Here is a 22,525-nt window from a genome sequence, read left to right on the forward strand (position 1 = left end):
ATATTCAATTAAAAGCTTAACGTAACAAAAATACTATAACATATTACTAAAAAAAAATAAATAAATAGAGTATTAAATATAGAAAAATGTAAAAATACGCCTGTATGCAGTATACAAACATATTGACATTATATGTTTTGCTTAATAATATTAAGAAAATAAAGTGAAAAATTAAAGATAAACCTAATTAAACTTAATAATATTCATTTTTGTTCAATTTAATTATGTGAAACACATAAAAAACTTGCATAAATTAAGTGAAATTAATATAATATCACTTGGGTAACGTACTAAAGCGTACGAATATTAAATCAAAGGAGTTAAACGATTATGGGATATGTTGATGAAGTATTAGAATTAGTTTCTAAGAAGAATGCAGATCAGCCAGAATTCTTACAGGCTGTAACAGAGGTTCTTAATACATTAAGACCAGTTGTTGATGCTAACGAGGAGCTTTACAGAAGCAATGCAATTCTTGAAAGAATTACAGAACCTGACAGAGTATTAATGTTCCGTGTACCTTGGGTAGATGACAAGGGACAGGTACAGGTAAACAGAGGTTTCAGAGTACAGTTCAACAACGCTATCGGACCTTACAAGGGTGGTTTAAGATTACATCCATCTGTTAACTTAGGAATTATCAAGTTCTTAGGTTTCGAGCAGGTATTCAAGAACTCACTTACAAGCCTTCCAATCGGTGGTGGTAAAGGTGGTTCTGATTTCGATCCTAAGGGCAAGTCAGATAGAGAGATTATGGCATTCTGCCAGAGCTTTATGACAGAGCTTTGCAAATATATCGGTGCTGATGTCGATGTTCCTGCTGGTGATATCGGAACAGGCGCAAGAGAAATCGGTTTTATGTTTGGCCAGTACAAGAGAATAAGAGGTACATACGAAGGTGTACTTACAGGTAAGGGTCTTTCATATGGTGGTTCACTTGCTAGAACAGAAGCTACAGGATATGGTCTTCTTTACATCACAGAAGAACTTATGAAGTGCCACGGTGATTCACTTGAAGGCAAGACAATCGCTGTTTCAGGTGCTGGTAATGTTGCTATCTATGCTATCCAGAAGGCACAGCAGCTTGGTGCTAAGGTTGTTACATGCTCTGATTCAACAGGCTGGATATATGATCCAGAAGGAATCGATGTAGAACTCTTAAGAGAAGTTAAGGAAGTTAAGAGAGCAAGACTTACAGAATATGCTGCTGCAAGAAAGTCTGCTGAATACCACGAGAAGAAGAATGGTGAGCACGGTGTATGGTCAGTTAAGTGTGATATCGCTCTTCCTTGTGCTACACAGAACGAACTTGACCTTGAAGATGCTAAGCAGTTAGTAGCTAACGGCGTTAAGGCTGTTTGCGAAGGTGCTAATATGCCTACAACTCTTGAAGCTACAGAATACTTCCAGAACAACGGCGTAATGTTCATCTGTGGTAAGGCTGCCAACGCTGGTGGTGTTGCTACATCAGCTCTTGAAATGAGCCAGAACAGCGAAAGACTTAGCTGGACATTTGAAGAAGTTGACGCTAAGCTTAAGAACATTATGGTTAATATCTACCACAACATCGATGATGCTGCTAAGAGATATGGTATGGAAGGCAACTATGTAGCTGGTGCTAATATCGCTGGTTTCGAGAAGGTTGTTAACGCTATGCTCGCTCAGGGTGTATACTAATTATCCCATAATTATAACGAATTAATATATGAGGGCTGCCGCTTAGGTGCAATGTTATTAAGTTGACATTGGGCTTATGCGGCGGCTCTTTTTGTGTAATAGGAAATTCCGATAGAATGAAAGCTTTTTAATAAATATCACATTGTATTTTGTCTGCATAACTTATATAATTAAAAATTAAGATGTAGGTGCCAGATAGTATTATGCCCATTACTGATGTATCAGGGAGAAAATGGTATTTTTCTAAAAAAATATGACAAAACACTTGGAGAGGAGTATTAATGTCAGATTTATACAGTATTCTTAATAATTTAACAGATGATGATATAAGGCTGCAACTTGCATTTTTTGATAGTGTGACAATAGGAAATGCAGCGAAGGAGACAGGTTCACGTATCATATCCGGACTTGCAGATATGGCGAATTCATTTGCAGAGATATTCAGCAGTAAGTTAAAAGTCGAATATGATTATAAGAAAGTGTCAGATATGGTGGAAGCCAAATATATGCAGCTTAAGACAGCGGACAGGACACATTTAATGTCAATGTTAGAACTTAAACTGCTTGAGATAGCAGGAGCACAGGGCAGCATAGATGTCAGCACAGTGGCAGGGAGGGATAAGCTTTTAATGCTTGCTGTTAATGCGGCAGGAGCAGGATATTCCATTAACCAGTACATAGCACCAGCCCATAAAATGCAGATTATAAGTGACAAATATAACGAGGCATTTATGGATAATCTGTACCAGAGCATTAAGAATATAACACCTGACCAGTTCAGGGAGTGGTCAGCCATTATGGATAAAGCAATTGCCAGGGCAGATATTGAGATGAAGAGGGTAGTACATAAAGAACTTATGCCGGACGCATTTAATGGAATGGGTGTGTTAAAGAGCTTAAGAAAGCAGAAGACACAGGAGAAGCTAAGACTTGTTATAGAGTGTTTTGGAGTTGAAGCATTTGATTATAAGACAGTAGAGATAAAGACTATGTATCAGGCAATTAGAACCTTCAATAAGGTATCTTCGCTACAGCTTGCAAGAATGATTAATATAGCTGTAAGAAGATACAATAAGCCGTTATATGCTAAAGATGAACTTATGCCTTCCTATGTGGCAGAAGATGATAAGGCAAAGCTTGAGCAGGATATGGAATATGCAGCACTTATCAATCAGGTAAAAGAGATAGATGGTGAAACAGACAAGCTTATAAAAGAACTTGAAGGAATAGAAAAAAGGCAGGCAGATGCAGAGGAAAAGCTTGAAAAAGCCAAAGAACATTTAGATGAAGTAGATAAAGAATTCTCAGAGCTTGAAGCTAAGAAGAACGAATATATGAGTGGTTCGCATACCGAGCAGGAAACTAAAAGCTACTATGCAAGGGTTAATGAGGTTAAAAGACAGTTAGACAGGGCATCAGAAGAAGCTGGTGTAAGGGAGAGAAAAAATCAGGAACTTCTTAACCAGATATATCTTACTAAAGAGAAAATTGAGATGACAAAGAGCCAGACCGAGACTTATCATAATAAGCTTGATGAGCAGACGAATGAAAGAAAGCAGAATTTACAGCGTCTCTGGAGTGCTTATTATTATAAATTCAGATTTAGTGATGATATATTTACAGAGCTTGTAAAGAACTACGACAGAAAGCATATCGTAGTTATCGAGGAAATGCTTAAGGAAATGCACGACAGCAGTGATTACAGCATATATCTTGATGGTGATAAGCTTAATGTGTATACAGGCGGCAGGAAACCGATAGTGTTCATATATGAGAATGGAGTGTTTAATGGAATATTCAGAGATAAAAGCGTTTCTTAATGATACGCCGCAGTATGGTGAAACTACAGGAGTAGAAAGGGCTGGGAAGCTTTTAGAGCTTCTTGGAAATCCTGATAAGAATTTAAAGATAATACATATAGCAGGAACTAACGGCAAGGGTTCTGTGTGTTCTTATATAGATGATATTTTAAAAAAGTCAGGATATAAGACAGGTCTGTTTACATCACCCCATCTTGTGACAATAAGGGAACGCATACAGGTTGACGGTGAACTTATATCAAGAGAAGATTTTACACAGTACTTTAATAAGGTGTATGAAACAGCCAGGGCGAATAATCTTAAGCTTGCATATTTTGACTTTTTTTTCGGTGCGGCTATGTTATATTTTGATAAATGCAAGGTCGATTATGTAGTGTTAGAAACAGGGCTTGGTGGAAGCCTTGATGCGACTAATGCAGTACATAATCCACTGTGCTGTGTAATTACGACAATAAGCCTTGAACATACAGCAATACTGGGAGATACGATTAAGAAAATAGCAGAGCAGAAAGCAGGAATAATAAAGCAGGGCGTGCCTGTTGTATATGCAGATGACAATGAGGCTTCTGGTGTGATAGAGGATATTGCACACAGCAAGAACAGCTATTGTTACGGAGTATCACCACAGCAATATCAAATAATTAAAAACTTTAATGGCTGTATTGATTTTTCACTGCATAATGAGTATTATATTAATAATTGCTTAAGATTGGCTACTCCTGCAATATATCAGGTGGAAAATGTGTCAATAGCAATTACAGTATGCAGGCTTTTAAAGCATTTGTATCATATTGATATTAAAGACAGTGCCATAGTAGATTCGGCAGGGAGCCACATATGGCAGGGCAGAATGGAGAAGCTTACGGATAACATATATGTTGACGGTGCACATAATCCTCAGGGAATACAGAGTTTTGTTAATTCGGTTAACGGAATGTATGCTGACAGCACTGATAAAGCGGCATTATTATTCTCAGTTGTAAGTGATAAGAATTTTGAACAGATGATAAGCATACTGTGTGGCTGTAAGGTATTTGCACGAATAGCGATTACTGTGACAGGCGGCATAAGGCACTTGGATAAGGAATACATAAGTGCGGCATTTAAAAGACATACAGATATTGAAGTGGAAGTGTATGATAGTGCGAAAGAGGCGGTTCTTGCATTAAAGAATGAGCCGATGGTATTCTGTACAGGTTCACTTTATCTTGTAGCAGATATAAGGAAAGTTTTGGAATAATATAAAGATTGGAGAATAGATATGTTAGATTTTGATGAGGAAATCCAGAAGTTCCAGCCAAGTCTGGAAGTTGAGGATGCAGAAGATGCAATATACAAGAATGATGTACCAGATATAACAGATTTAATTAACAAGATTATCGAAGGAAAGAGTGAGAAGTAATTATGAGATGTTACAAATGTGGCTGTGTCCTTTCAGCAAATGACACATGTGCCAAGTGTGGTACAGATGTCTCTATATACAAAAAGACTGCCAGGGTTTCAGATATATATTACAACAAAGGTCTTGAGAAAGCCCGTGTGAGGGATTTATCAGGAGCAATAGAAACTTTAAAAGTAAGTCTTATGATTAACAAATATAATATTAATGCAAGAAATCTTCTCGGACTTATATATTGTGAGATGGGAGAAGTGGTTGAGGCATTATCACAGTGGGTAATGAGCAAGAACCTTGCCCCGGACGATAATGTTGCAGAGAGTTATATAAAGAAAATCCAGTCTAATCAGAATAAGTTTGAATCAGTTACTAATGCTATTAAGAAATATAACGTATCGCTTCAGTATGCCAAGGATAAGAATACAGATATGGCAGTAATACAGTTAAAGAAGATTGTTATATCTAATCCGCATTTTATAAAGGCACATCTGTTGCTTGCGCTTATATATATTAAAGATAATGAATATCAAAGAGCAAGAAAGCTCCTGAATTCAGTGCTTAAGATAGACAGGAATAATACTCTTGCAAGTAAGTACCTTGAACAGATAAACCAGAGCCAGAATATTAAAGATAATGATATATCTGGAAGCTTCTTACCTAAGAAGAAGGTAAAGGAAGAAGAAAGCAAGCCTCTTAATGGTAATGATGTAATACTTCCAAGGTCATCATACAAAGAACCAAGCAATGGTGCTATTACAATAGTCAATGTGCTTGTAGGTGTTGTGATTGGTGCGGCACTTATATGGTTCTTAGTAATGCCATCAAGATACAAGGGCATAACAGAAGATTATAACAGAAGTCTGGCAGAATACAGTGAACAGCTTTCATCAGGCAATGTAGAGCTTAACAGTATGGAAAGTGAATTAAAGACTGTAAAGGCAGAGAAAGAATCACTTGAACAGCAGTTAAGTGAACTTAATGGAACTGGCGGTGGCAATAAGCTTTTAATATCAGTTATTGAGTCTGCTAATGCTTATATAGCCAATAAAAGGACAGAAGCTGCTGAGAAGCTTATTGACGTTGATGTAAGTGCACTTCCATCAGACTCAGCCAAGACTTTATATAATACAATTTCGACTGCTGTTATGGCACAGGCAGCTAATGAGTTCTACAGCAAGGCTCAGACTTCATACTATAAGTCAGATTATGCTACAGCAGTTGATGATTATGTTAAGGCATTTAAGTGCGACGCCACTAAGGTAGATGCAGCTTATTATGCGGCTAAATGTTATGTCGCACTTTCACAGACAGACAATGCCAAGAAGTACTATCAGTACATTGTAAATGACTTTAAGACAAGTGGATATTATAAAGAAGCTAATGATTATGTGACATCACATTAATTACCACACGATAAATCCCTGACGGAAATTAGTCCGTCAGGGATATTTTTGTGTAACAGGAAATTCTGATATAATTATATGTTACGCTTAGCACAAGGGTGCCGATACCCTGAATAGAGGATAGGAGGATAGTTATGAGAGATGATACACAGCTTCTTAATAATGGATTAGACAGTGAATTAGACAGCTATGATACAGCAGAGGATATTAAAAGAACCGATTACATATATATGGTCAGCGGGAATAATCTTGTTATAAGCCTTAATGCAGAACTTGACCATCATCTGGCAGATGAGATGAGAGAGGTAATAGACGATATAATCGATAAAAGGGGAGTGGACAGGGTTATTATAGACTTTTCCAAGGTTGATTTTATGGATAGTGCTGGAATAGGGCTTATAATGGGAAGATATAAGAAGATACGTGATATAGGTGATATATGTGTTGTCGGAATTAATGAGAGCATTAAAAGAATACTGCTTATATCTGGACTTCATAAAATAGTAGATATATATGATAATCTGTGCGATGCCGTCAGAAAGCAGAATAAGAGGGGGATGTAAAATGCAGGAGAATAATGTGGATGTAATATTTGATGCAATATCAGAGAATGAGAGTTTTGCAAGAGTGGTTGCTGCAGCTTTTGTGACAAGATTAGACCCGACCTTAGAGGAAATATCAGATATAAAAACAGCAGTATCAGAGGCAGTTACCAACAGTATTGTGCACGGCTATGAGGGAAAAGGCGGCAAGGTATATATGACACTTTCTTTAGAGGATAGGGAGATTATTATAAGGATAAAAGATGAGGGTGTAGGAATAGAAAATGTCCATAAAGCAATGGAGCCTTTGTATACAACAAAGCCAGAGCTTGAAAGGTCAGGAATGGGCTTTTCATTTATGGAAGCATTTATGGACGAGCTTAATGTGTATTCAAGAAAAAATGTGGGTACAACTGTAATTATGAAGAAAAGAATAGGAGAAAGTAACAGGTAGAATGGATGTGTATGCTTGCGATCATACTAAAGAATTGATCATTAAAGCACACAACAATGATAAATCAGCAAGGGAGAAGCTTGTTATTGATAACAGCGGACTTGTGTGGAGCATAGTTAAAAGATTTACAGGGCGGGGTGCAGAGATGGAGGATTTGTACCAGATAGGCTGTATAGGGCTTATAAAGGCAATAGACAATTTTAATATGGACTATGATGTGAAGTTCTCAACTTATGCAGTTCCGATGATTACGGGTGAGATTAAAAGATTTCTTAGAGATGACGGCATAATAAAGATAAGCCGTAGTATTAAGGAAAATGGATACAAATGTTTTACGGCTTCCCAGAAGTTAAAGGGTATTCTTAACCGCGAGCCGACTATTGAGGAGCTGTCCAGGGAAACTGGAATAGCGACAGAGGATATAATCGTTACAATGGAGGCTGGCGACTGCGTGGAGTCAATCTATAAGACAATATACCAGAAGGATGGCAATGAGGTATGTCTTATAGATAAGTTAGAGGGCAAGGATGGCGGAAGCGACAGCATTATTGATAATATAATGATTAATGAGCTTGTGGACAGCCTGTGCGAGAGGGACAGGAAGCTTATAAGAATGAGATATTATGAGGATATGACACAGACACAGGCCGCCAGGGTATTAGGAATATCACAGGTTCAGGTATCACGTCTCGAAAAGAAAATATTAAACCGTATGCGAAGCCAGATAGATATAGAATAATATGGGCAATATTGGCAATACTTCTAACAGCATTATTTAATCAGCATAAAATGCTGTGAAATGGAGGTTACTATGTCAAAAACAGTATATTTAAAGATAAGACAGCTTACTAAAACAGACAAGCAGGATGTGTATCTGTCTGATGTGGCAGAAGTGTATGCTGAAAAAAAGCTGCTTCCTAAGATAAAAAGCATAAAGCTGGCAACATTTTACAGGACTAAAAAGGACAGGATATGTATAAGCTCAATGCAGGTTATATCAGCGATACAGCAGCTTGATGATACACTTGACGTTAATAATATAGGCGAGAGTGATTTTATAATCGATTACAGAAAGAACCAGCAGCCGGTGTGGTTATCTGTTATTCTTAAGATTATCGTGTGCATAATAATATTTATAGGAAGTGCTTATGCGATAATGGCGTATAATAATGATGTCAGCACAATAGAGATATTTGAAAAAGTATACCGGATGTCAGGTGTGGACTGGCTTATGGAATACAATGTGTGTGAGATAGCTTATGCAATAGGGTTGTTTGCCGGGATAGCAGTATTTTATGACCATTTTGCTGGAAAGAAGATGAGTAAAGCACCAACCCCTATAGAGGTGTCTATGAACCAGTATGTCAAAGATGAAAATCAGGCTATGATTGACTCTGTAGAGTGTATGCCAAGATGCGTAAGAAACAATTATCCGGGGGCAACAAAATGCTGATTAAAATATTATTTATCATACTTATCGGGTTAAGTGCCGGAGGTGTTACGGCTACAGGACTGTTCGCCCTAATATCAAGCATAGGTCTTATTAACAGATACGCAGATGTGACCAACACAACAGAATCAATAATGCTTTATGAGGAAATGATTATATTTGGTGCAGGGATTGGGAATATATGGTATATATTTGAACTGCCGATTAAGCTTGGCGTGGCAGGTGTTATATTGTATGGTGCGGTATCTGGAATATTTATAGGTACATTTTTAATATGTCTTGCAGAAACAGTCAAGGTACTGCCTATATTAGCACACAGGGTTAAGCTTAAAAAATGTCTTGGCTTTGTAGTTTTGTTTATTGCTATTGGAAAGATGGTGGGACATTTGGTATACTATTTAGTACCTTAAATACTAAACAGACAGGAAGAAATAATATGATTACGAGAAAAGAGCTTGCAAAAGCAGCTAAGAGAACATTAAAAAAGCATTTCTGGATATTGGTTGTTGTGTGTCTTATAGCAGCGTTTGTTGGAAGTGAATTTACGGAAACTTTCAGTTTCTTTAAAATGCAGATGACAGACATTAATAATACAGATACGAACGAATCACAGGGCGTTACGCTTGTTACATCAGATATTGATAACAGGACGAAAAGTGCAATGCTTGATGCAATTGTATCAGTTATTATGAACAATGAGGAACAGGGCAAAGAGCAGTCGCAGACACTTATCGACAAAGCAAAGGATAATGCAGGGGACATACTGGGGAGAACTTCGGGAATATTATCATCAGTTGTTAATAACGTATCATCAGGTGCGGTTGTATTTACTATAGTTGATGTTGTATACGGAATTACGGGTTCAAGACATCTTGTTGTTATCCTGCTTTTATGTCTGGCACTTATATTTTATTTTGGAATAAGATATGTCGTGAAAATGTCTTATGTTGTTATATCAAGAAGAATATTTCTTGAAAGCCGGACATATAAAAGTGTAGGGGTCGGCAAATTTATGTTTCTTATGAGAGTAAAAAGGTGGATGCGTGTAGCCTTTACAATGTTAGTTAAAGACTTGTATACCATATTATGGTCGCTTACAATAGCAGGGGCTTTTATTAAGCCGCTGTCATATATGCTTGTGCCATATATAATAGCCGAAAATCCAGACATAAAGGCTAATGATGCAATAACCTTATCAAGAAGAATGATGAACGGCTATAAGTGGAAATGTTTCTGCTACCAGTTATCATTTATTGGCTGGAATATATTAAGCTTTATATCTATGGGTCTTGTGGGGGTATTATATTCCAATCCATATAAGACAGCATTTTTTACAGAATTGTATGTTCTTATAAGAGAAAATGCTATTAAGAATAATATAGAAGGCGTGGAAATGCTAAGCGATGTATATCTGTATGAGCGGGCAGACGAAGAAGAATTGCAGGCAGCTTACGCAGACATATATCTATATATGAATGAAGACTCTCCAGAGGAAAGATTTGATGATAATATTATGAAATCTGACATCAGGTATTTCAGGAGATTAAGAAAGTTTCTTGCTGACTGGTTCGGCGTAATTCTTTTTAATACGAGTGAGGAAAAGAAGTTCGAGGATGCCAAGGCGGAACAGATAAAAGCTGACAGATGTAAACAGGAGATACTTGGTAATATGTATCCTTCAAGGCTGTTTACATTAAAGGAGCATAGAGCTAATTTTGAAAGTACGGTATATATGCGTAATTACTCAATTCCATCGCTTATACTTATATTCTTTGTAATGTCATTTATAGGGTGGTTCTGGGAAGTTTCATCACACTTAATGCTGTATCATTCATTTGCTAACAGAGGCGTGCTCCACGGTCCCTGGCTTCCAATATACGGAGTTGGCGGTCTTTTGATACTTCTGCTTCTTAAAAAGTTCAGGGAAAAGCCGGCTGTTGAGTTCGTGCTGGCGATTATTCTGTGTGGAGTTGTTGAGTATTTTACAGGACTTGTGCTGGAACTTACACATAACGGACAGAAGTGGTGGGACTACACAGGATTTTTCCTTAATCTTCACGGGCGTATATGTGCGGAAGGCCTGTTAGCCTTTGGTATTGGTGGAATGGCTATAGTGTATTTTGTAGCACCATTGCTTGATAATTATTTCAGAAAGATAAAGCTTCAGATTATTATACCATTATGTGTGGCACTTATGATGATATTTGTTGCAGACCAGTTGTATACAAAGAAGCACCCTAATGTGGGCGAGGGAATAACATGCCTTAACATATATGATATGTATTATTATTTATGAATAATTCTTAAGTTTATGGTAATGCTAATAGAAACATATGTTAATAGTAATATAATGCAATAAGACAGGCGGAATATATGATTATTAATATCAACATATGTCACTAATAAAGCATATGTAGGAATGAGGATTATTATGGTTCAGGATGTTGAAAAAAGAAATAAAAGCTATAACCAGTATGTTGAAAATGTCACGAAAAAGGCGGGGTGTGTATACAACTGCTTTAAGGCATTTATAACAGGTGGAATTATATGTACAATAGGCCAGCTTATTATGAATTTTATGAAGATGACAGGAATGACAGCAGATGATGCAGCAAGTTATACAACGCTTATACTTGTTGCTTTAAGTGTTATATTTACAGGCTTTGGAATATATCCGCTTATCACGTCTTTTGGAGGAGCTGGTGCACTTGTTCCGATTACAGGATTTGCGAACAGTATAGCTTCTCCTGCGATTGAATATAAGAAAGAGGGACAGGTATTTGGTATTGGCTGTAAAATATTTACGATAGCAGGACCGGTTATATTGTATGGAATATTTTTCAGCTGGATTATAGGTCTGATATACTGGATAATAAGTCTTATGTGATTAACTATTTGGAGGTACTAAGGAAATGGCAATGACCGAATTAGAACAGCATTATAATAAATTCAATGAGGAGAAACGTCTGGATTCACGTCACGGAAGGGTTGAATTTATAACATCTATGAAATATATCCATAACTGCCTTGATGATATTAAGGCGGCTATGGATATTGCCAGTGATATAAAGATACTTGATATAGGTGCAGGAACAGGAAGATACAGCGTTCCATTATCTGAGGAAGGGTACGATGTCACTGCGGTGGAACTAGTAAAGCATAATCTTGGACTTCTAAAGGCTAAGAATTCAAATGTCAAGGCATATCAGGGCAATGCACTTAAGCTTAAGCGTTTTGAAGATAATACATTTGATATGGCACTGCTTTTTGGACCTATGTACCATTTGTTTACATTTGAGGATAAGCTTAAGGCACTTAATGAAGCAAAGAGAGTTGTCAAGCCGGGTGGAATTATACTTGTGGCATATCTTATGAATGAATATAGTGTTATTACATATGCGTTTAAAGAAGGACATATTAATGAATGTCTTAATGGGAACAGACTGACAGAGGATTATCACACTGTATCAAGTGAGGAGAACCTCTATGATTATATGAGAATAGAAGATATTAACAGTCTTAATGAGGCGGCAGGGCTTGAGAGAATTAAAATATTATCACCAGATGGACCGGCTAACTATATAAGACCATATCTTAATAAGCTTACAGAAGAAGAATTCGCAGAATTCGTGAAGTATCATCTTGCAACGTGCGAAAGACAGGATTTAATCGGAGCGGCAGCACATACACTTGATATATTAAGAGTTAAGTAATTTTAACTGGATACATCAGTGAGTGGCAGAATTTACTTTTGACACTCATATGATAATATTAATATAGAATAATTAACGGATAATGCTGGGGAAATAATACAATAATGAATAAATTACCTGATAAAGCAGATACTACCTATTGATGATTGATTATGAATAAATATTAAGAGGTAGCGTATGATTGCAGGTAAACAGAGTATTAAATTTGATAATAATGTATACATCAAAGCAGGAGCTACAGTGGCGGGAACTAAGGAAAAGAAAGGACCGCTGGGCTGCTGCTTTGATGTCGTTTCGCAAGATGATTTATTTGGTGGTGAAAGCTGGGAGGAGGCAGAGAGCAGGATACAGAGCCTTGCATTTGAGAAGCTGTTAGAAAAGACAGGAATGATGCCAGAGGACATAAGATATATATATGCAGGTGACTTGTTAGGTCAGCTTATAGCGACATCTTTTGGATTAAAGACGTATGATGTGCCGCTTTTTGGACTTTATGGTGCGTGTTCAACTATGGGTGAGTCATTATCGCTTGCGGCTATGTGTGTTAATGCTGGTTTCGCGGATAATGTGGCGGCGATAGCTTCAAGCCATTTTGCAAGTGCTGAGAAGCAGTTCAGATTTCCATTATTATATGGTAACCAGAGGCCAATGAGTTCAACGTGGACGGTTACAGGTGCAGGAGCGTATCTTGTATCTAATTCCCCAGTGATAACAAAATGTGATGGAGATGTATGCCGGATTGTTGATAACGGCTATGCAAATGTAATTATATCGGGTATAACTACAGGAAAAATAGTTGATTATGGTGTTAAGGACTCTATGAATATGGGAGCTTGTATGGCACCTGCAGCGGCAGACCTTATAGAAGCCAACTATAAGGATTTTGAAGTGACTAAAGGGTATTACGATATGATTATAACCGGTGACTTGGGGTATACAGGTAAAGAGATACTTCTTACACTTCTTAAAGAGAAAGGAATAGACATAAGTGATATATACACGGACTGCGGAATAGAAGTATTTGATAAAAATGAGCAGGATACCCAGTCAGGTGGAAGTGGTTGTGGGTGCAGTGCGATAGTTCTTGATACTCTTGTATTGGACAAGTTAAGAAAACGTGAATTAAAAAGGGTATTATTTGTTCCAACAGGGGCATTGTTATCGCAGGTAAGCTTTAATGAAGGTAAGTCAATACCGGGAATAGCACACGGCGTTGTGCTTGAGGCTGTATAATGTGCATAACACAGCATTGCGGCAGATATAAGTTAAAAGTGCATAACAGGATTGTTATATGTCAGTAAAAGAAAGGAGCTGGGCGTTAAAATGGATTATTTGAAAGCATTTGTTGTAGGCGGAATTATATGCGTCCTGACACAGATTTTAATGGAAAAGACCAGGCTTATGCCAGGAAGAATAATGGTTATACTTGTAACCACGGGTACTGTTCTTGGTGCAATAGGACTTTATGAACCGCTTGTGCAGTTTGCAGGAGCGGGAGCGAGCGTTCCATTGACAGGCTTTGGAAATGTACTATGGAAGGGAATGAAAATGGCTGTTGATAACTCGGGCTTCTTGGGATTGTTCAAAGGTGGCTTTACAGCCTGTGCGGTGGGAGTGTCAGCGGCACTTGTATTCGGCTATATTGCCTCGTGGATATTCGAGCCTAAGATGAAAAAGAAATAAAATTTACAGCGATATATAAAAAGCCCCTGCTTATTAATTTATAGGGTTTGCTTATAGCACTTGCATAAAGGCTATAGGGCATTTAGGAAGGACCTTATAAATATAGTAAGCAGGGGCTTTTTTATATTGCATATCGTTATGAATATTAACGAACTAATTAACGCAATAACTAATTAAATAACTAAATAATCAGCTGGCTGACAGTTACAAGCTATTGTTACCGACAGATTAATTACTGCTTCCTGTAGTAGAAGCGGTTGTGTTCTGCTTTGCAGTTGTTGACTGCGAATTAGAAGCGTTCTGTGTGGTGGTTGTAGCTGTTGTGTTCTGCGGGGTCGTGTTCTGCTTTGCAGTTGTTGACTGGCTGTTGTTACTGTTATTGTTACTGTTATTGTTAGTAGTTGTTGATGGTGTTACAGGTGCGGCTGTTGAGTGAAGCGTACAAAGCCTGCTTAGCTTCTCATCAGTTATCGCATATTGTGCATCAGCAGTTGTATAACCAGAAGTATCCTCACCACCTAAAGTGTTAGTTGATGACTTCTTAACATAAATGTTAGTTGAAACATTAGTACAGCCTGCGTTAGCAACAAGACCTGAGTCATTACATATATTAACCTTAACGTGAGTATCACAGGTTTCTGTAGGCTGGTTGTCAGCCGCAAAATATTCAGTGATTATACAGCTTCCTCTAGGGTCAGCATCACATAAACCTTCAACAGGGAGCTTGCCTGACTTAGAGCATACAGCAACCTGTACAATATCATCTGGCTGTGTGAAGCTTCCAGTAGGAAGATTTTCGTGGATTTCCTGCATAATAGCTTTCCATATACCGGTATGGTTGACTGAGTCAACACGCTTAGAGTTATCATCATAACCTACCCATATAGAAGCAGTGTAGTAAGGTGTAAATCCACAGAACCATATATCAGTATCAAACTGTGTAGTACCAGTCTTACCAGCAACCGGCTGGTTAGATAACTTGGCTCTTGTAGCGGTACCTGAATTAACAACAGATTCCATACCGCTTGTAAGAAGCCATGCAGATGACTCTTTTAAGACTCTGTGTGTTTCTGGTATTGAGTTGTCAATAATTACATTACCTTCTCTGTCTAATACCTTAGTGTAATATATTGGCTTAGTATATGTTCCTTTGTTGGCGATTGCCGCATAGGCGGCTGTCATATCTATATTACATACACCCTTTGTCATACCACCAAGTGCAAGTGACTGCACAACATCGTGGTTTCCGTTAATTGCATTCTTGGTAGATACCAAAGTTGAAAGTCCGAACTTTTCAAGGTAGCTGAAACCAACGCTTGGTGTTATCTGTGTAAGAACCTTTACAGCAGGTACGTTCTGTGAACGTGTGAGTGCTTCACGCACTGTCATATATCCAAGATACTGTCCTTCTGTGTAGTTCTTTACAAGTCGTGCATCTGTTCCTGAATAATAGTAAGGTGCATCATCGATAGCAGAAGCAAGAGTGATAGCACCAGTATCAAGTCCTGGTCCATAAGCAACAAGCGGCTTGATAGAAGAACCCGGCTGTCTTGTTACATCATCAGTAGCTCTGTTTAAGCCTCTGTCAGTAGCCTTATCTCCACGTCCGCCGACAAGAACTTTAACATAGCCTGTTGACTGTTCTATTATAGAGAAAGAAATCTGAGGCTGTATAACAAAATAGGACTTCTCATAAGTAACAGTTCCGCCATTAGCTGTCATAGCTTCCCTGTACTGGTCAATATAGCCCTGAGCAGTAGTTTCATTTCTTAATGTAAGGCTGAAAGAAGAATCAACATTTTCTTTAAACCATTTCTCCATATTATTCTGTGAATAATATGAAAATGTTCCATCTGTCTCTTTTACTGTGAGATTATAATTAATAGTAAAATCTGTATTGGATGGATAGTAGTCTGGGTCATTAAGTATTGAATCTGCAATGTTCTGCATAGACATATCCTGAGTAGTGTATACAGATAAACCGCCAGAATATATCATACTTGTAGCCTGCTGTTTAGAATAACCCTTCTGCTGCATAAGGTCATCTATAAGCTGGTTGATAACTTCATCTACAAAATAAGAATAATTAGATGAAGAAGCAGCAGCTGATACATCAATACCTTCAAGTCTTGCATATACATCATCTGCAACAGCCTCGCTGTATTCATTAGTAGAGATGTATTCCTGCTTTAACATATTATTAAGCACGGCAAGCTGTCTTTCCTTATTATCATCAGGATTCTTCAAAGGGTTAAGTCTTGAAGGGTTCTTGGTAATAGAAGCAAGTACGGCACATTCGCTTAAAGTAAGCTCGGATACATCTTTATTAAAGTATCCGTTAGCAGCCGCCTGTACACCATAATAACCATTGCCTAGGTTAATTGTATTAAGATAGTTCTCTAAAATGCTGTCTTTGTCCATAACAGTTTCTAGCTTGATAGCAAGATATTGTTCCTGAACCTTTCTTTTAATCTTCTCCATAGTAGATTCATTGTAAGCATTAAATACATTATTCTTAAGTAACTGCTGTGTGATTGTACTGGCACCCTGTGACATCTCGCCATCGGATACAGTAATCATGGCAGCTCTCATAATACCCTGAAGGTCAATTCCGTTATGCTTGTAGAATCTTTCATCTTCAATAGCAACAAATGCGTGCTGAAGATATACTGGAATCTGGTCAAGGGAAGCGTATATTCTGTTAGCTCCGGTTGTTGCAAGCGTCTGTATTTCTTCACCATTGTTATCGTATATCTTAGTTGCGTAACCTTCGGGTGAAACATTGATTGACGATATATCAGGTGCACTCTCAATTATGCCCTGTGCAGCACCGAATATAAGGCATGAGCCGCTTATTACAACTGCAATTGCACCAACAAGAAGTAGTTTGATAAAGAAAATGTTAAACTTAGTCCTAAACTTCGTTGCTGATGAATTAAGGAGCTTTTTCTTTCGTCTTATGCCGTTTCCACCATAATTCATAATTGTAAATCCTCCATATTGTTATAAATGGTAAAACTATGATATTATTTACCAAATGCAAGGTACAAAATCCAATAAGGATTTAAAGTGATAATCCGTAACACGGATACCTTATTGTACCATAGAAATGAATGACAGGCAATCGGAGGAGTTATGAATATAATTTTAAAGAACGGCAGTGGAGAAATAGAGGAGAAGAAGTCGCGTTTCATCTGCCACATTTTCAAAATAAAAAGCGAAGAAGAAGCAGAGGAGTATATCACTGCAGTAAAGAAGAAATACTGGGATGCAAGACATAACTGCTATGCTTATGTAACAGGCGATAAGGGGCAGATACAGAGATTTAGTGATGATGGAGAACCGCAGGGGACAGCAGGAAAGCCGATGCTTGATATACTTAATTCATATGGGCTTACAGACTGCCTCTTAGTTGTAACAAGATATTTTGGCGGCGTGCTTCTTGGAACAGGCGGACTTATAAGAGCATATCAGGCTGCTGCTAAAGAAGGGATTAAGAATTCGGACATAGCACAGGTGTGTGACGGAATAACTGCTGTCATAACGACTGATTATAACGCATATGGCAAATTGCAGTATATATGTAATGATAATAATGTGGATATCATTGATACTGACTTTGGTGCAAATGTCACAATTAAACTTGCAGCAGAAATGTCAGTTTGTGACACATTTGAAAAGAAGCTGATGGACACGTTTGCGGGTAATGTAGTTCTTAATGATAAAGAAAATGTTAAATTTTGCAGAAATATGGCTGGAAATATAATATTTTTATAACATATCGTACAATTATATGATTGTAACAAATGGACGAATTGTGAACAAATAATTAACACTGGTAAATAAGCACAATTTAAGTATGGTTTTTAGATAAAAATTACATTTGATTGTTAAAGTGATGTAAAAAAATACTAAAATTATCTTAATAATAGTGCAAAATTTACATAAAATATCATTTTTTAATAAAAGCAAAAATATACAAAACGAATGTATAGAGGGCGTTTTGTTAATAAATTGTTCAAAAATATAGTGCTGGGAAGCCGCATAAATACTGGGGTTCATAAAAAAATTAAAAAAAATACAAGAATTGTTAAAAATAGTCTTGTTAAAATAGTACAAAAATGGTAATATATCAATGTCAAAAAACATATTAAGTGGGGTTGCCCCACAAGAACCAATTAAGGGAGGTTTACAAGTTTATGAGAAAGACAATTAAAAAGCTTACTGCTGTAGGTTTAACTCTTACATCAGTAATGGGTCTTGTAGCATGTGGCAATAACAATGCTTCAAACAACACAAAAGAAACTGTAGATTGGGCAAGCGTAGAAAAGCCAGGACATTTCACAATTATGGTTGATGGTACAGTTCCTACATTAGAAGAATGGGGCGAGAAGTTTGATGAACAGCTTATGTCATTAACAGGCCTTGATTTTGAAATCACACGTCCTGACCACAACTCATACTATGATGCAGTTGCTAACTCAATGCTTGATGCAAGTGCAATGCCAGATGTTATCATTCTTTCATCTGATTATTTAGCACTTTATGCAAGCCAGGGTCTTCTTTGGGATATGACAGATGCTTGGAATAATTCAGCAACAAAGTCTTCTGGAAGACTTATCTCAGATGCAGAGAAGATTATGCAGGCTAACTATGTAAGAGGCGTTGATGGTGAGAAGGCTCTCTACGGATTCGTACCTGCTCGTGGTAACGGATGTGTTACATATGTAAAGGAAGCTTGGGCTACTCAGGCTGGTTATTCTAAGGCAGATTTAACAAGCAAGCAGCTCTCATATGATGAGTTCTACACAATGCTTAAGAAGATGAAGGAAGCTAGAGGAGTTGATTATGTAATTTCTGCTCCAGGTTTCTATTCAAAGGAAGCACCTTATACTAACTACCTTCCAGAATTCTATCAGAATGCTCAGTTTACTTTCTACTATGACCAGGCAAAGGGTGAATATGTAGATGGTTTCTCTCAGAAGGAGATGAAGGATGCTCTTCAGAGAATTCAGAACGCTGTTAACGATGGTCTTATCAATAAGGAAACAAGCACAAAGACAACTCAGACAGCACGTAACGACTTTAAGTCATCAGATCCTAAGACAGAATCAGGTGTATTTACATACTGGGCTGGACAGTGGGCTGATACATTAAGAGGATACTTAAAGACAGCTGGTCTTGATGATTCAATTATTCCAATACTTCCAATTAAGGAACTTGGTTCATACGCAGAAAGACTTGCACCATCATGGTGTATTACATCTCACGCTGCTGAGACAGGTAAGGCTGAAGGAATCTTCAAGTACTTCATCGATACAATGTTAGATGGTGGAGATATCCAGACACTTTGGGAATATGGTCCTAAGGGTTACTACTATGAAGAGCAGGCTGATGGTTCATTCAAGTTCCTTGGTAAGAAGACTAACCCTAAGACACTTTATGCTAAGGCTCATCTTGACTGCAACTTAGTTCTTGCTAACTTCACAAACGGTAAGGATCCAGGAAAGGCTGAACAGCCAGAAAATGTTACATCTTGCTCAGATATGTTCTTTGAACATTCTACACTTGTAGATTCACCTGCTATGACAGAAGAAGTTGGTAAGCTTGTTGGTGATATCAATACAGAAAGATACACAGTAATTGATAACGTTGCAAGAGGTGAATGGACAGTTGATCAGGGTATGCAGGAATACACAAAGACTGTTGGTTCTAAGGTAGATGCGGCTCTTAAGTCATTAAATACACAGTTCGCTGGAAAGAATTAATGCTACTTAATATGTGTTAAAAGATGTTTTAAACATCACTTTATATTTCGTGCCAGTAGACCTGGTCTTCTGGCACGAATTTTGCTTGATATAAGCAATTGTTACTATAATATTAGGAAAGAAGGGTATAAAGATGCAGTGTAAGTCTTGTGGAACAGAGCTTCCTAAGAAGGCAAAGATTTGCCCTAAGTGTGGAGCACTTAATGGTAAGCCAGCTGGTAATACCAGATATTTAGCTATTATCGGTATGGTTATTATGTTAATAGGCGGATTACTTCCATTTGCAAAGTCTAACGAAACTCTTATGGATGGTTATACACCTAAGGCATATTCATTCGGCTTTATGAATATCAGTGTCATTGCAATGTGGTACATATTTATGTTAATACTTGTTGCTGGTATTTTATTAGTTGTTGCTAAGAAAGAAAAGTTATCTATTATTACATCTGTGGCAGCTACAGCTGTTGCATTTATTTCAATGTTTGCATTCCAGTTTACTAGTGCTGATGGAAAGACTAAGACTGGTGCGTTAAAGTATGTATACCATAACATTTCAGATTTATTATCTAATGGTTATAATGGTAATTCTTATTCAGTAGGTTCAGGTGTATATGTTATAATCATCGGCCTTATAGTTGCTATTGTTGGTGTGTTCTGGGATGTCGTTAAGATATTCAAGAAAGACCTCGGTGTTGATACAAAGTATTTATCTAACACATTAAATCAGAATATTGGGCAGAAGATGTTCTACTACAGAGGATTTTATCTTATGTTCCTGCCAGTATTAGTAATGGTATTATTATTCTTCTACTGGCCAATGTTAGGATGTCGTTACGCCTTTACTTCATATGTATTAGCTAACCCTTATTATATTGGTGTATTCCACTTCCAGACAATGTTAAAATTTGATACATTCTTCTGGGCAGCATTCAGAAATACACTTGTATTATCAATTGTTAAGTTAATACTTAATACAGGTGCCGCAGTTATTATCTCACTTCTTCTTAACGAGATTACTAATATGGCATTTAAGAAGACAGTACAGACAATTGTATACTTACCTCACTTTATGTCATGGGTAGTTGTTGCTGCTGTATTCAAAGTAATTCTTTCTGTTAACAGCACAGGTGTTGTTAATGGTGCTTTAATTAATATGGGACTTATCAATTCTCCAATTGATTTCCTTGGTAGCTCTAAGTATTGGACAGGTACATTCTTCGTAATGAATATCTGGAAGGATACAGGATGGGGAACTATTCTTTTCCTTGCTACATTATCAGGTATCAGCCCAGATCTTTATGAGGCTGCTCAGATTGATGGTGCTAACAGATTTAAGAGACTTATATATATAACTCTTCCTGCTTTAGCTAACACAATCATCACAGTATTTATTCTTAACCTTGCTAAGGTTATGAACCTTTTTGAATCAGTATTCGTTACACAGAGTGCTGGTACATATGATGTTTCTCAGGTATTACAGACATACATTTACAATAAGACATTCTCGGCTTCATTCTCTGATTATGGTTATACAACAGCCGTAGGTTTATTCAAGTCATTTGTAGGTATGATTCTCGTACTTGGTTGTAACTACGCAAGTAAAAAAGTCCGTGGACGTGGAATTGTATAGGAGGTTAGACGATGAGTGAAGAACAGTTAGTTTATAAAAAGAAAAAGAAAAAATTTAAGATCTTCCCAATAGTCAATGTAATCTTCTTTATATTGATTTCATTGTTAATTCTTTTCCCTATGTGGAAGGTTATTGTAGATTCATTTGATGCTCATTCAGCAACAAGTTTTAGATGGTGGCCAAGCACATTCTCATTAGGTGGATATGGTGCGATTATTTCAAGAGCTTCTCTTTATCGTCCATTCCTTGTATCAGTTGTTACAACATTAGCTGGTACATTTATGGGATTATTACTTGCTACACTTGGTGGTTATGTACTCATTCAGTGGGAAATGCCAGGAAGAAACTTCTTCGCATATATGTTATTGTTCACAATGATTTTCGATGGTGGTATGGTTCCTAAGTACTTAGTTATGCAGAACTTACACTTACTTGATACATTATGGGCAGTAATTTTACCAATGTCTATCAACGTATATAACCTTGTACTTATGAGAAACTTCTTTGAAGGTATTCCAGAATCATTGTTTGAGGCTGCTCAGATTGATGGTTGTTCACCAATGGGTATATTCTTTAAGATCGTGTTACCACTTTCTAAGGCTGCCCTTGCTTCAATCGGTCTTATGTTTGCCGTAACATTCTGGAATGATTATACTAACTTCAAGATTTATATCAGAACAGATAAGTTATACAACTTCCAGATTAAGCTTCGTAATATGGTTATGGATAGTAATATTCCTAACGATGATTCAGTAGACCCTAACACAATCTCTAATGCGGCTACAATCGTTGCTATATTACCTTTCATGATTATCTACCCATTCTGCCAGCAGTACTTTGTACAGGGTGTTAATGTAGGTGCCGTTAAGGAGTAATATCAGGAATATAAGAATAGTTATTAATCAACTATTATCTGATTGTTGAGATTAATTATTATAATTATTAAAAAAGACGGAAATGCTAATATCATTTCCGTCTTTTTTGTTGTA

General features: G+C 37.2%; 20 protein-coding genes. 19 read left to right on the plus strand and 1 reads right to left on the minus strand.

The features are described from left to right. Positions 1–330: 330 nt before the first annotated feature. From gdhA to spoVAE, 15 genes are all read left to right on the plus strand, one after another. On the plus strand, positions 331–1,677 hold the full coding sequence (gene gdhA / locus WMO14_RS05880) for an NADP-specific glutamate dehydrogenase (protein ID WP_022501910.1): 1,347 nt from the start codon (positions 331–333) through the stop codon (positions 1,675–1,677). A gap of 281 nt (positions 1,678–1,958) precedes the next feature. Next, positions 1,959–3,497 (plus strand): hypothetical protein, encoded by a 1,539-nt coding sequence (locus WMO14_RS05885; RefSeq protein ID WP_349153449.1) that lies wholly within the window; start codon positions 1,959–1,961, stop codon positions 3,495–3,497. Further along, a complete protein-coding gene (locus WMO14_RS05890; RefSeq protein ID WP_055174024.1) occupies positions 3,466–4,737 on the plus strand; it encodes a bifunctional folylpolyglutamate synthase/dihydrofolate synthase in 1,272 nt (423 codons plus the stop codon). Before WMO14_RS05885 ends, WMO14_RS05890 begins: the two co-directional genes overlap by 32 nt. A gap of 21 nt (positions 4,738–4,758) precedes the next feature. Then, on the plus strand, positions 4,759–4,899 hold the full coding sequence (locus WMO14_RS05895; RefSeq protein WP_172677765.1) for a hypothetical protein: 141 nt from the start codon (positions 4,759–4,761) through the stop codon (positions 4,897–4,899). Between the two features lie 2 nt (positions 4,900–4,901). Next, positions 4,902–6,296: a tetratricopeptide repeat protein gene (locus WMO14_RS05900; RefSeq protein WP_055174025.1), complete on the plus strand. Its 1,395-nt coding sequence runs from the start codon at positions 4,902–4,904 to the stop codon at positions 6,294–6,296. 134 nt (positions 6,297–6,430) lie between these two features. Then, positions 6,431–6,859, plus strand: coding sequence for an STAS domain-containing protein (locus tag WMO14_RS05905; protein ID WP_022501906.1), 429 nt, complete (start codon positions 6,431–6,433; stop codon positions 6,857–6,859). Between the two features lies 1 nt (position 6,860). Beyond that, the gene (spoIIAB, locus tag WMO14_RS05910; protein ID WP_349153450.1) at positions 6,861–7,292 is read left to right on the plus strand and encodes an anti-sigma F factor; all 432 of its coding nucleotides are present in this window, start codon (positions 6,861–6,863) and stop codon (positions 7,290–7,292) included. Between the two features lies 1 nt (position 7,293). After that, the gene (locus WMO14_RS05915; RefSeq protein ID WP_055174026.1) at positions 7,294–8,031 is read left to right on the plus strand and encodes a SigF/SigG family RNA polymerase sporulation sigma factor; all 738 of its coding nucleotides are present in this window, start codon (positions 7,294–7,296) and stop codon (positions 8,029–8,031) included. Between the two features lie 72 nt (positions 8,032–8,103). Then, a complete protein-coding gene (locus WMO14_RS05920) occupies positions 8,104–8,745 on the plus strand; it encodes a stage V sporulation protein AA (RefSeq protein WP_055174027.1) in 642 nt (213 codons plus the stop codon). Next, on the plus strand, positions 8,739–9,152 hold the full coding sequence (locus tag WMO14_RS05925) for a stage V sporulation protein AB (RefSeq protein ID WP_022501902.1): 414 nt from the start codon (positions 8,739–8,741) through the stop codon (positions 9,150–9,152). The genes WMO14_RS05920 and WMO14_RS05925 overlap by 7 nt, the downstream gene beginning before the upstream one ends. A 26-nt stretch (positions 9,153–9,178) precedes the next feature. After that, complete coding sequence (locus tag WMO14_RS05930; protein WP_055174028.1) at positions 9,179–11,038, plus strand: DUF975 family protein; 1,860 nt, start codon at positions 9,179–9,181, stop codon at positions 11,036–11,038. Positions 11,039–11,173: 135 nt separating this feature from the next. Next, a complete protein-coding gene (gene spoVAC, locus WMO14_RS05935) occupies positions 11,174–11,629 on the plus strand; it encodes a stage V sporulation protein AC (protein ID WP_022501900.1) in 456 nt (151 codons plus the stop codon). A 31-nt stretch (positions 11,630–11,660) separates the two neighbouring features. Next, a complete protein-coding gene (locus WMO14_RS05940; RefSeq protein WP_055174313.1) occupies positions 11,661–12,455 on the plus strand; it encodes a class I SAM-dependent methyltransferase in 795 nt (264 codons plus the stop codon). A gap of 177 nt (positions 12,456–12,632) precedes the next feature. Then, positions 12,633–13,688: a stage V sporulation protein AD gene (locus WMO14_RS05945; RefSeq protein ID WP_022501898.1), complete on the plus strand. Its 1,056-nt coding sequence runs from the start codon at positions 12,633–12,635 to the stop codon at positions 13,686–13,688. 90 nt (positions 13,689–13,778) lie between these two features. Beyond that, positions 13,779–14,138: a stage V sporulation protein AE gene (spoVAE, locus tag WMO14_RS05950; protein ID WP_022501897.1), complete on the plus strand. Its 360-nt coding sequence runs from the start codon at positions 13,779–13,781 to the stop codon at positions 14,136–14,138. 228 nt (positions 14,139–14,366) lie between these two features. On the opposite strand, the gene WMO14_RS05955 is transcribed toward spoVAE, so the two are convergent. Beyond that, positions 14,367–17,120 (minus strand): transglycosylase domain-containing protein, encoded by a 2,754-nt coding sequence (locus WMO14_RS05955; RefSeq protein WP_349153451.1) that lies wholly within the window; start codon positions 17,118–17,120, stop codon positions 14,367–14,369. Between the two features lie 153 nt (positions 17,121–17,273). Between WMO14_RS05955 and WMO14_RS05960 the strand changes: the two genes are divergently transcribed. The 4 genes from WMO14_RS05960 (at position 17,274) to WMO14_RS05975 (ending at position 22,411) form a co-directional block, all read left to right on the plus strand. Further along, positions 17,274–17,915 (plus strand): YigZ family protein, encoded by a 642-nt coding sequence (locus WMO14_RS05960; RefSeq protein ID WP_022501895.1) that lies wholly within the window; start codon positions 17,274–17,276, stop codon positions 17,913–17,915. Positions 17,916–18,337: 422 nt separating this feature from the next. Then, complete coding sequence (locus WMO14_RS05965; RefSeq protein ID WP_022501894.1) at positions 18,338–19,906, plus strand: extracellular solute-binding protein; 1,569 nt, start codon at positions 18,338–18,340, stop codon at positions 19,904–19,906. A 133-nt stretch (positions 19,907–20,039) separates the two neighbouring features. Further along, entirely contained in the window at positions 20,040–21,536 is a 1,497-nt protein-coding gene (locus WMO14_RS05970; protein ID WP_022501893.1) for an ABC transporter permease subunit, read from the plus strand. Positions 21,537–21,547: 11 nt separating this feature from the next. After that, a complete protein-coding gene (locus tag WMO14_RS05975; RefSeq protein WP_349153452.1) occupies positions 21,548–22,411 on the plus strand; it encodes a carbohydrate ABC transporter permease in 864 nt (287 codons plus the stop codon). Positions 22,412–22,525 lie beyond the last annotated feature (114 nt).

Source organism: Lachnospira rogosae (ex Hitch et al. 2025), from assembly GCF_040096455.1.
Classification (GTDB): domain Bacteria; phylum Bacillota; class Clostridia; order Lachnospirales; family Lachnospiraceae; genus Lachnospira; species Lachnospira rogosae.